This is a genomic window from Paraglaciecola sp., from assembly GCF_030730205.1.
GTDB lineage: Bacteria > Pseudomonadota > Gammaproteobacteria > Enterobacterales > Alteromonadaceae > Paraglaciecola.
In genome coordinates this window covers 1-11,255 of the sequence record NZ_JANQVQ010000217.1, presented here as the reverse complement: position 1 = coordinate 11,255, position 11,255 = coordinate 1, and the positions used below count along the sequence as shown (strand labels likewise).

Sequence of the window (11,255 nt, the reverse complement as noted above, 5' to 3'; positions counted from 1 at the left end):
TCTTGAAAACGAGGGGCGTTAGCTAATGTATCAATGAACGCTAGTACATCAGTTAGCTCCTCCCCCTCATTCACTACTGCCTGTTCTGGGCGTGGCGCCACTTCTTGACTTTGCTCATCAATATTCAATAACTGCAATTGATAAACAAGCTCCACCCAATCTTGGGCTTGCTCGTCATTAACAACTTGCTCCTCTTGTCCGTTGAACACAGATTTAGTTTTTGTCGGCTGTGTACTTTCAAGCAAATCTTGCGCGGGGTCTTGATTCTTTGGCGATGTGGTGAGCTCTTCAGCGCTTTTAGAATCACTTACGATTAACGAGTCTTCAGAATTTGGCTCAGGTTTCACATCTGATGCTTTGGCTGAGTTATTTAATACTGGTACCGTTGTTTGCTCAGATGACTTGGCGCTTGTTTTTTGCGGTGAAGAAGGCGCAGTCTGTTGCTTACTCTGCTGCTGAAATATCTGTTCAAAGGTAGAGCTTACGCTGGCTTCGCTGGGTTCAGACAGGGCGGCAAAAGCGGCAAGCTCAGATTTAGAAGAGGCAATAGTTTGCATCATAGTCAGACAACTCCCTGATTTAATTGAGATAAACCTATAGATCGAGTTGTATTTTGAGAATATTTTAATGCCAATTGGCGATAAAACATGTGCATGTTAACCTCTTTAGCCAGTTGAAACAGTCATTAGGGCTGCAATGCTTAGGTAATAGCAAAGTCTGTTCCAAAGGTGCGAGTTGCTTAAAACTTGTAGCTGGGTTCTTTGCGAACAAAGCGTTGTAGGGCTAATTCATCCAGCATGTGCTGCTCTTGTTTGGCCATTTTAAAATCAATCGCTTTGCGCTGTTTGGCCAGTAACATTTCTACTGCTTTACGTTTTTTTTGCTGGTTTAACCATTGTTGTCGCCTTTGCTCGGCCACTAGCAGAGCGTTGCTCACCACTTTAGTTTGTTGCTCACAGGCTTTATCTAACTTTCCAATAAACTGCTGATGCTGGCCATAACTTGTGGCGGCCATGCCTTGTTTAGCTTTAGCCTGAGCCTGACGCAAATAGTCGAGACGATATTGTTCAAGGCCTGTTAACTTGTGTTTATTGTTTTGCACGTGTTGCTGAGCTAACTGGAAGTCGCGAAGACATTTTTGCTCCTTATTGCTTTCCAGCTCAGCAACCATCTCTAATTGCGCTATGGACATTGAATTATCACCTTGTTTGCCTCAACGTTTTAGCCTTTACCCAGTCCGGAACTCAGACTTTTCATTGCGTTTGCAGACTCTTCAAAAGGAATAATGTTGTGCATACCTTGCTGTAAAAAAGCATTAATTGCAGGCTCAGCGTTAATGGCCAAATCTATTCGCGGATCAGTGCCTCTGGTGTAAGCGCCAATACTGATCAAATCTCGGTTACGTTGGTAAGTAGAATAGACCTGCTTGATACGCCGAGCTTGTTGCACATGTTCTTGTGACACCACCATCGGCATAACACGGCTGATAGAAGCTTCAATATCGATGGCTGGGTAGTGACCTGCATCAGCGATACTACGCGACAATACAATATGACCATCAAGAATGGCCCGAGCGGCGTCAGCAATAGGATCTTGCAAATCATCGCCCTCAGTAAGCACGGTATAAAAAGCGGTTATCGAGCCTTGATGTTCAGCGCCATTACCCGCCCGTTCAACCAAGGCTGGTAAGCGAGCAAAAACCGACGGAGGATAACCCTTTGTAGCAGGTGGTTCACCGACGGCAAGGGCGATTTCACGTTGAGCCATGGCGTAGCGAGTCAAAGAATCCACCAAAAGCAATACGTTCAAGCCTCTGTCTCGAAAATACTCGGCAATAGTAACTGCCGTTTCGCAGCCTTTTAAGCGCATCAAGGGTGAGGTATCGGCAGGAGCTGCAACCACAACTGCTTTTTTGCGCTCTTCTTCGCCGAGTATATCGTCAATAAATTCTTTTACTTCTCGTCCTCTTTCACCCACCAGGCCAACCACAACCACATCGGCCGACGTTCCTCGGGTCATCATTCCCAATAGCACGCTTTTACCTACGCCACTGCCAGCAAACAAGCCCATGCGCTGGCCTGAGCCGACGGTTATCAGCGAATTAATCGCTCTAACACCAACATCCAATGGTTGCCTAATAGGTTTGCGTAACAAAGGATTCATTGGCGGGCGTGTCAAAGGAACACGTTTTTCAGCTTTGATCGGCCCTAGACCGTCAAGAGGTTGACCATTACCATCAACCACTCGTCCTAGCAAACTCATGCCAACGGCAAGTCCTTGCTCTCGATTAAGGGGTTGTACGCGAGAACCTGGCACAATGCCTTTAACGGCAGTAGTTGGCATCAAGTAAGTGATATTGCCTGCAAAGCCAACCACTTCCGCTTCTATTTCACCGTCAATGGTTTGGATCAGGCACTGACTTCCAACAGGCATTTGGCAACCTACAGCTTCCAACGTCAGGCCAATGCCTCTAACTAGTTTACCGGCTGCGATAATGGGGGCTTGCGGCACTTGCTCTTGCAACTGCTTTATTTTGTTTAGAAGCGCGCTGCTCATAATACGTCATCACTGGCGTCAGTGCTGATGGTATGTAAACCTTGTTCTAGTAAAAAGCGGTCAAGCACATCTCGCACACGCCGCTCGATGGTGATATCTACGGCATTCGATTCAGTAATAACCTCACATCCACCGCGATTAAATTCTGGATTTTCGACAAAATTCCAGTGATGTTTTTCGATTTCTTCCTGACTAAAATGGTTAGTCACCAAAGCAAGATCTTGCGGATGTAAATGAATTTGATATTTTACTTCTTGAATAGGCAGTACTTTTAAGCCTTCACTCAATGCCTGAAAAATTAAATTTTCATTGGTTTTTACCTCGGCTCGTATGACCGCCCGCGCCAAACTTACGGCCAAAAGGACGACTTCCTTCTCAAGTACTTTTTCAACTTTACTCACTGGTTTTTGCAAGCGCTCAACGATATCAGCTAGAGCAGTAATATGCGCCGAAACCTCTTCTTGCGCCGCGGCTAAACCTTGCTGATTGCCTTCCTCGAGTCCTTTCGCAAACCCCTCTTCGTAGCCTTGCTTAAGACCATCTTGCAGACCTTTTTCATGGCCTTCTTGCTTACCTTGTTCGAAACCGTCAGTATGAGCCGCAGCACGAATGGCTTCGATTTCTTCAGCGGTAGGAGGAAGGATCTCTTCCTCTTCCTCGGGTGGTTCATATTTCCAGTCATTACGGCGGTTAAAGACATTGGTTTTATTTGCATCGTTGTGATCAGGACGTTGTTCAATGTAAGGCAAATCCCAAGACTTCACCCCTTCTTTTGGCTCTTCAGACATAATGGTACTCGCCTAGGTTGGCAGGGTTGGGCTTACAAGAACTCATCACCACCACCGCCGCCTAACATGATTTCACCCGCATCGGCTAAGCGCCGAGCGACAGACAAAATTTCTTTCTGGGCGGTCTCAACTTCACTAATTCGAACAGGTCCCATTGCTTCCAAATCATCCATGAGCATTTCAGCGGCGCGTTTAGACATATTTTTACTGATCTTATTACGCAGCTCTTCGTCTGCACCTTTGATGGCTTTAAGTAAGGAATCTTGTTGGACTTCACGCAGAATCGCTTGAATTGCGCGATCATCAACATCAGCTAAGTTATCAAAGACAAACATGAGGTCTTGTATCTGCTGACTCATCTCTTCATCTTGTTCACGGATAGCATCCATTAACTGCCCTTCAATATTGGTGTCGAGGTAGTTCATGATGTCTGCAGCAGATTTTAAGCCGCCCATTTTGGCCGCTTGAGTACCCGCTTGACCGGCAAATTGTTTCTCCATGATTTCGTTTAATTCTTGTAATGCCGCTGGTTGGACTTCTTCCAAATTAGCCACGCGCATCATTAAATCAAGTCGCACTTTTTCAGGGAACTGGCTTAAGATCTCGGCAGATTGCTCGGCATCTAAATAAGACATAACAATGGTTTGAATCTGTGGGTGTTCATTACGAATGATGCTAGCCACTTGTTTTGAATCCATCCATTTAAGAGAATCCAGACCTTTCGCACCGCTACCCATCAAAATTTGGTCAATTAAATTAGCGGCCTTGTCTTCACCCAAGGCGGAGGTAAGCGCACGCTTAACAAAGTCATGGCTTTGGAAACCAATGGTACTGTAGTTTTGAATCTCTTCGATAAAATGACGATGCACGGCCGTGATCTTAGACTGCGTCATATCGTCAATTTGGGCCATGGCTTGGCCGAGCCGCTGAACTTGTTTTGGCTCCAAATGTTTTAAAATTTGGGCAGCATCATCCTCAGTTAAGCTCAATAATAAAATAGCAGCCTTATCAACACCTTCTAGTTTACTAATATCGTAACCAGAACTTTCCGCTGGATTTTCATCAGCCATGAGCAACTCCTACTGAAATACTATTTGCAGATAATGCGACCTTTACGTCTTTATTCATAGCCTTGATCTTGCTATTCATCATGTAACAACCAATTTTTAACCACTTGCGACGATAACTCTGGCTCATTGGCCACCAAGGCCCGTACTGCACGGAGTAAATCTTCGTCTTTATGTAAATCAGGTAATCTAAAGGTTCCATCCGGAGCGAAGCCCACTTGAGACTCATCAAACTCTTGAGCCAACATACTGATACTTTCGTCACCCAAGTCCAGTGCTTCGTCTGCGTCATATTCATCTTTAGATTTAATATCATCTGGGTAAATCAGTTTCATAACCATAGGACGCAGGACAAACAGAACCAAGATGATGCCTACAATTAACGCAGCAATAAGCTTAGCAAGCGGCAGGTTTTCAGGATCTTGCCAAAACGGTAGCTCGATTGGCACATACTCATCTTGACGACTAAACGGAATGCTCACCACTTCCAGTGAATCCCCACGAGTGACATCAAAGCCAATACCGCCTTGTAATAAACGACGAATATCGAGTAGCTCTGCCTGTGCACGAGGTGCGGTGGTTACGGTACCATCGGCTGCAGTTGTAGCAACATAATCAAGGGCGACCGAGACACTTAAACGGCGAATAACCCCAGTTTGCTGTTTGGTATGGCTTACCGTGGTATCAAGTTCATAATTGCGAGTGGCTTCTTTAAGATTTCTACCTGGCGCCGTTTGTTGAGAATTACTGCCTGTCGCTCGCTCTGGAATGTTAGCATCTAGCGGCGGTTGATTGGTTAACGCCCCCGGTATACCTGCAATCACTCCACCGATACTATTGTCTTCCATCGTCATTTCGCTGCGAATTGCCGGTAAATCTGGATTGTAACTGCGCTGCGTTTGCTCAACAGCCGTAAAATCCATTGATACATCAGCTTGCGCGGTATAATTACCGAGCCCTAAAACCGGAATTAAAATTGAATCTATTTTGGATAAGTATTCGCTTTCACGCTGCTTTTCTAATTCATATTCTTTACGCGAACGAGCTGAGTCGGCATCTTGCGAGCCTGAATTTAGCAACCTGCCGTTACTGTCTGTGACCGTAACGCGCTGTGGCTCCATACCTTGTACGGCTGATGACACAATATCTACGATGGCATTCACTTCTTCACTGGTAATCGCGGTGCCGCGACGAGGTGTGACCACCACGGTAGCACTGGCTTTCTTTTCACGCCTTGCAAACACATTTTCTACAGGCAAAGCTAATAAGACTTTTGCACGGGTAATACCGCTCATTTCTTCAATGGTATTGGCGATTTGTAACTCACGAGAATGTTTTAGACGCTCTTTTTCGACCCGCTGACTGACACCAAAGCCCATGTCTTGCATAATAATATCAGTGCCTTGAGTATCACTTTGGGTCAGTCCTTGACGGGTCATACCTAATTTGATGCTTTGATACTGTTCACTGTTTACAAGAATGGTGTTGCCCTCAAGACGATAATCAATTTGGTTCTGATCAAAGTAATCAAGGGTTTCTACCAGCTCTTGGGTTTGCATTGCCGCCAAAGGGCGATAATCAGGTTGATTGGCCCACAAAAAAACCACAATCGCGATAGTACAACAGATCACCAAGGCAATAATTAACACAACTTGTCGCATTAAGTCTGTGCCACCAAGCGAATCCATGAATCCAGACTTTTGTTCAACGATTTGATCATTGCCATAGGAATCCATTCCCATGTTATTGTTCATCGCTAATTCTGTACCAGTTGCTTCAGCCACGAGTTAACTCCTACACCGGCATATTCATGATTTGTTTGTAAGCTTCAAGCACTTTGTTACGTACTTGAACGGTGGCCTCAAAAGCAATGCTCGACTTCTCTTTAGCTACCATGACATCAGCTAAACTTAGGCTTTTATCACCCATCTCAAATGCCATGGTTTTTTCTTTCGATTCGAGCTGCATACTGTTAACCGTATCTATCGCCTTGCCAAGCATGTCAGCAAAGTTGGCTGAAGACGGATTTTCCTGCAAATTAGGAATACTGTCGCCTAAGCCAATTTTGCTTTGCGCCGCCATATTTTGAAATTCTGAGTAAAGAGACTGAGCTTTAATATCCATTGGTTTTCTCCGATTATCACGCCGCTTACTATACGATGTGAAAAACTGTATATAGAGAGTTATAGCAAACTGAGTGCCAACATACAGTCAGCCAACAAATAACAATATTTATTTAAAATCAATAACTTAAACTTATTTAAAACGATGAAAACAGCGTCATAAAATTGACTTAAAGCAAATAAAGCTCGGCGGAATTATTGCAGCGCGTCATTACACGCTATGTGGATTTTGGAAACGCTCTTTTTAGTGAAGGCAATAATTCACTAAGTGGGGTGCAAATAAGCAAAAACGATAGCAGAAAGGTCGCTATCGTTTTTTTGAAAAACCTACTAATGTGCGTTATCAAGCAGGGAGGTCAATACCTACTTCACGCATTTTAGCAAGTTTGTAACGCAGGGTTCGTGGGCTAATCCCAAGACGTTCAGCAACATCTTTCCGTCTCCCCTTGCAGCTTTGAAGGGTATCTAAAATAATTTGATGTTCTTGCTGGCGCAGCTCAGAGCCTAATTTACTGTCATCTTCAAACTTCTCAACGCTAAGTTGACTGTTACTCGAGGTAAAAGGTTGATCTTGTTCAATCATTAAATCGCCAGCATCAATTTGTGAGGGCTCTGCTAAGATTAGCGCCCGCTGGATCACGTTTTCTAACTCACGCACATTACCAGGCCATGCATGTTGCAGCAATTTACTGCGCGCCGCGGCACTGAGTTTAGGAATGGCACTGCCCTGTTTTTGACAATGTCTTTCTATTAAATGCTCGGCCAATGGCAGAATATCGCCCGCTCGTTTATCAAGAGGTAACCAGGTAAGTGGAAATACATTGAGGCGGTAGTATAAGTCTTCTCTGAACTCACCATTGTCTACGGTCTTTTTTAAATTCCGGTTACTGGTGGCAATCACTCTGACATCCAGCGCAATGGTTTTACGACTACCCAAGCGCTCAACTTCTTTTTCTTGTAGTACTCTGAGCAATTTTGCTTGCAAACTCAAATCCATTTCACTGATTTCATCCAGTAAAATAGTGCCACCTTGAGCTTGCTCAAACTTACCAGGGCAAGCTTGTACAGCGCCTGTAAACGCGCCTTTATCGTAACCAAACAAAGTGGCTTCAAGCATATTTTCTGGGATCGCGGCGCAATTAATCGCAACAAAAGGCTGTTGACTGCGAGGTGACTGATCATGAATAAATCGTGCAAGCACTTCTTTGCCTGAACCACTTGGGCCCAACACCATAACGCTTGCCTCTGAGCGTGCTACTTTTTTGGCCAACTCTAATAGTTGGGCACTTGAAGGATCACCGACGATTGGGTTACAAGACTCAACTTTATGGGCTGGAGCATAACGTCCCACTAAATTAAGCAGTACTTCAGGAGCAAAGGGCTTAGACAAATAATCTGTAGCGCCATCGCGCATTGCTTGCACCGCATCATTGATGGTGGCGTACGCCGTCATCAATAACACGGGCATAGTTGCGTTGCGGTGTTTAATATTTTTAAGCAGCGTTAAACCACTCATATCGCCCATTTGAATGTCGCTCACCACTAAATCAACAACATGTTCGCCTAACTTAACTAAAGCTTGTTCACCGCTATCGGCTTCAACAACGTCATAACCACCTAACAGTAAGGTATCAACTAAGGCTTCTCTTAGCCCGGCATCGTCTTCAACGATCATAATTTTTGCTTGCGACATACTTTAGTTCCTCGCTACATTGGCAAAGTGTTGTGTAGATTCAGTAGCATTTTGAATTGCCGTTATTTGTGAAGGCTGGCTTGATAAAATGGGTAAGCGCAGGGTAAAACAGGCCCCTCCATCAATATTATTTGTCACCGTAATTTTACCATGATGAGATTGTGCCACTGTTTTTACCACCGCAAGCCCCAAGCCGGTACCGTGTGTACGGGTAGTAAAAAACGGTTCAAAAATTTGTTTTAAGTGTTCTTTTTTAATACCTGGTCCATTGTCAGCAACAGATATGTTTACTCGGCTGTTGTTTTGTAAGTCGCGACTTGCAGTAAGCTCAATAACTGCATTGGTCGGAGTAAACCCAAGGGCATTATGGATAAGGTTTTGTAAAGCCCCTGCAAGGGCCACTTTATTGCCCAGTATGTGAATATCTGGGTCAGGCAGATTAACTTTTAATACGGCATTTTGGCGCCCTAACATCACCTCAGCACCAAGCTGTACCTCTTGCAGTAAGCTTTGCAAAGAAATTCGGCTGACCACTTGTTCACTGCCACTTTTAGCAAACAACAACATGTCATTGACTTGATTTTCCAAGTCCCGCAATCGAGATTGCAGCTTATCAGCAAACGAAGCCCGGGACTCTTTACTCAAGGTATTATTCGATAAATTAGCCGCATACAAAATGGCTGCAGATAAAGGAGTACGGATCTGATGAGCCAAAGAGGCGACCATTTTTCCTAGAGAGGACAGTTTTTGTAGATGGCCAATCCGTTGTTGTAGTTGTCTTGTTTCGGTTAAATCGGTCAAAACGATAAGTTGGCCCGGCTCGTTAGCGAGCGGCGTAATGGATAGTTTCACTTTACGACCATCGATTAAGGATACTTCATGCCCATCATCTGCCTGAGGTTTAAATGAGCGATGGATAATAACGCGCCATAGCTGACCTTCTAACGGTTCACCCAGCAAGTCTGTAGCGAGCTTATTCGCTTGTTTAACCAGACCGTTACCATCTATGACCACAACACCAGCAGGCATGACTTGTAATATATGATTAAGTCGCGCCGTTTCTTGACGCAAATTAGCAATTTCTTGCTCACTGCAAGTGATACCTTGCTCAACAACTTCAGTGTTGGCCTTTTGAAGTATTTTTTTGGTCGAGTTTGAAGTCAAACATGGGCTTTGAACATGTTCATTTTTTAACAATTCACTACTTGCCATATTGTCCTCTCGTCAAAACTTAGACAGATTAGTTACAGCAGAGCTATTGCACAGGGCATGCCAAGGCATATATTGTTTAAAATCAGTTATTTAGATAGTTTAAGGCAGAAAAAAAGCGTCAAGGTACTGACGCAATTCAAGATAAGATAGAAAGTGAACGATAAAAATTAGTCTTTACAGATAGTATATTTACGCATTTTTTCCACTAAAGTCGTGCGTCGCATACCTAACACTTCTGCAGCTCTGGCAACTACCCAGTCTTGCTGATCCAAAGCTTGAGTAATTAAACTCACTTCTAAATCTGAAATGTATTCTTTGAGATTCAAGCCGTCTGAAGGTAAGGCTTTAGCGCTTGGGTCAGCCAATTCGTCAAAGGTAGTTAGATCCTCTTCTGCATTGACCGACTCTTGAAACATCGCATTAATGGCTTCGCGTTCCAACAATTCTTGGGGATATTCGGGTTGATAGGCCTCAGCATCAATATGTTTGTACTTATGAGGCAAGTCATGCAAATCAATCAATTGATTGGGAAATAAAATCATCAAGCGTTCTACCAGATTTGACAGTTCACGCACGTTCCCTGCCCAATTATGTTCCATCAAAGAGGTTAAGGCATTCTCAGTAAATTTAATTTGCGCATTCTCAGATTCAAGCCGTGAAATAAGTTCTTGTAATAACAGCGGAATATCTTCTTTTCGCTCACGCAACGCTGGGCTTTCAATAGGAAAAACGTTCAGGCGGTAATATAAATCTTCGCGAAATTGCCCTTGCTCGATCATCATTTCCAAATCTCTATGGGTCGCTGCAATCACTCTGACATTGCACTTAATAGGTTTGGTGCCCCCGACTCTTTCATAGGTTCTTTCTTGGAGGACCCTGAGCAACTTAACTTGCATTTGCAAAGGCATATCACCAATTTCATCTAAAAATAATGTTCCACCTTCGGCTAGCTCAAAGCGTCCTTTACGTGAATTAACCGCACCTGTAAAAGCGCCTTTTTCATGGCCAAACAGCTCACTCTCCAACAACTCTCCGGGTATAGCACCGCAATTCACAGGGATAAAGGTGCTTTCATTTCGATTTGATAAAAAGTGTACATTACGGGCAATTACTTCCTTGCCCGTACCAGACTCCCCCAAAATCAGCACATTTGCCTCAGTGGGAGCAACTTGCTCAATCAAATGACGAACATTTTGAATTTGCCGGCTCTGCCCGACTAAGCTTCTAAATAAACGGGTTTTATTATTAACGCTGGTTTTTGCATTGGGTTGGTGGCGTTTGTATTCCTGACAACGGTGCAGCACTTGGGTTAATGATGGATAGGTAAAAGGTTCGCCTATTGCTCCCACGATATTGCCCTTGGTAGTTAAGTCGAGTTCTTGTCCAAACATAACGAAAGGTAAATGAGGGAATTTTTCACAAATATCAGAGGCAAGTTGAAGATCATTGGCATCGATAAACACTGCTTTAAAGCCTTGTTTTTTCTGCAAGGTTTGCATACTTTCAGCGAATGTAATACTGCCAAAAGACTCAGCAAGAAAGGTTAAAATAGTGCATAGATTATTGGCTCGATCTACTTGGGAACTAATAATCAAAATGTCGCTCATGCCTTCCTCAACCACTTATTATTCTTGTAAGCCAATGTAACTTATATGATTTTAGCTTTTCAAGGCTGGATAGCAACACAAATTACTGAGCAAGTGACAGTTAAATCAAATTATTCTGTTATGCTCGGACAAAAATCAAGATAAAAAAAAGAGCAAACAAATTGCTCTTTCTAAAATAATCTCTTAATCGCAAATTCTAACCATTTAAT

At 43.7% G+C, this 11,255-nt stretch carries 10 protein-coding genes; all 10 read right to left on the bottom strand.

Translation table 11 applies throughout. From position 1 onward, the window contains the following. Positions 1 to 560, bottom strand: a 560-nt coding sequence (locus NWQ57_RS14600) for a hypothetical protein (RefSeq protein ID WP_306022897.1), incomplete at its 3' end; no start/stop codon positions are given. A 179-nt stretch (positions 561 to 739) separates the two neighbouring features. Beyond that, complete coding sequence (gene fliJ, locus NWQ57_RS14595) at positions 740 to 1,192, bottom strand: flagellar export protein FliJ (RefSeq protein WP_306022896.1); 453 nt, start codon at positions 1,190 to 1,192, stop codon at positions 740 to 742. 29 nt (positions 1,193 to 1,221) lie between these two features. Then, the gene (gene fliI, locus NWQ57_RS14590; RefSeq protein ID WP_306022895.1) at positions 1,222 to 2,556 is read right to left on the bottom strand and encodes a flagellar protein export ATPase FliI; all 1,335 of its coding nucleotides are present in this window, start codon (positions 2,554 to 2,556) and stop codon (positions 1,222 to 1,224) included. After that, positions 2,553 to 3,344 (bottom strand): flagellar assembly protein FliH, encoded by a 792-nt coding sequence (fliH, locus tag NWQ57_RS14585; protein WP_306022894.1) that lies wholly within the window; start codon positions 3,342 to 3,344, stop codon positions 2,553 to 2,555. Before fliH ends, fliI begins: the two co-directional genes overlap by 4 nt. A 32-nt stretch (positions 3,345 to 3,376) precedes the next feature. Then, positions 3,377 to 4,414, bottom strand: coding sequence for a flagellar motor switch protein FliG (gene fliG, locus NWQ57_RS14580; RefSeq protein WP_306022893.1), 1,038 nt, complete (start codon positions 4,412 to 4,414; stop codon positions 3,377 to 3,379). A 71-nt stretch (positions 4,415 to 4,485) separates the two neighbouring features. Next, a complete protein-coding gene (gene fliF / locus NWQ57_RS14575) occupies positions 4,486 to 6,195 on the bottom strand; it encodes a flagellar basal-body MS-ring/collar protein FliF (protein WP_306022892.1) in 1,710 nt (569 codons plus the stop codon). A 10-nt stretch (positions 6,196 to 6,205) separates the two neighbouring features. Further along, positions 6,206 to 6,535 carry a flagellar hook-basal body complex protein FliE gene (gene fliE / locus NWQ57_RS14570; protein WP_306022891.1) on the bottom strand — a complete coding sequence of 110 codons (330 nt, stop codon included), beginning with the start codon at positions 6,533 to 6,535 and terminating at the stop codon, positions 6,206 to 6,208. 342 nt (positions 6,536 to 6,877) lie between these two features. Next, positions 6,878 to 8,227, bottom strand: a complete 1,350-nt coding sequence (locus NWQ57_RS14565; protein WP_306022890.1) for a sigma-54 dependent transcriptional regulator — start codon at positions 8,225 to 8,227, stop codon at positions 6,878 to 6,880. 3 nt (positions 8,228 to 8,230) lie between these two features. Then, positions 8,231 to 9,439 carry a PAS domain-containing sensor histidine kinase gene (locus tag NWQ57_RS14560; RefSeq protein WP_306022889.1) on the bottom strand — a complete coding sequence of 403 codons (1,209 nt, stop codon included), beginning with the start codon at positions 9,437 to 9,439 and terminating at the stop codon, positions 8,231 to 8,233. A gap of 167 nt (positions 9,440 to 9,606) precedes the next feature. Continuing rightward, positions 9,607 to 11,046 carry a sigma-54 dependent transcriptional regulator gene (locus NWQ57_RS14555; RefSeq protein WP_306022888.1) on the bottom strand — a complete coding sequence of 480 codons (1,440 nt, stop codon included), beginning with the start codon at positions 11,044 to 11,046 and terminating at the stop codon, positions 9,607 to 9,609. Positions 11,047 to 11,255 lie beyond the last annotated feature (209 nt).

Bases quoted from the DNA above. Each gene is read 5' to 3' on its own strand.
- fliJ (WP_306022896.1), bottom strand. From the start codon at position 1,192: ATGTCCATAGCGCAATTAGAGATGGTTGCTGAGCTGGAAAGCAATAAG.
- fliI (WP_306022895.1), bottom strand. From the start codon at position 2,556: ATGAGCAGCGCGCTTCTAAACAAAATAAAGCAGTTGCAAGAGCAAGTG.
- fliH (WP_306022894.1), bottom strand. From the start codon at position 3,344: ATGTCTGAAGAGCCAAAAGAAGGGGTGAAGTCTTGGGATTTGCCTTAC.
- fliG (WP_306022893.1), bottom strand. From the start codon at position 4,414: ATGGCTGATGAAAATCCAGCGGAAAGTTCTGGTTACGATATTAGTAAA.
- fliE (WP_306022891.1), bottom strand. From the start codon at position 6,535: ATGGATATTAAAGCTCAGTCTCTTTACTCAGAATTTCAAAATATGGCG.
- NWQ57_RS14565 (WP_306022890.1), bottom strand. From the start codon at position 8,227: ATGTCGCAAGCAAAAATTATGATCGTTGAAGACGATGCCGGGCTAAGA.
- NWQ57_RS14560 (WP_306022889.1), bottom strand. From the start codon at position 9,439: ATGGCAAGTAGTGAATTGTTAAAAAATGAACATGTTCAAAGCCCATGT.
- NWQ57_RS14555 (WP_306022888.1), bottom strand. From the start codon at position 11,046: ATGAGCGACATTTTGATTATTAGTTCCCAAGTAGATCGAGCCAATAAT.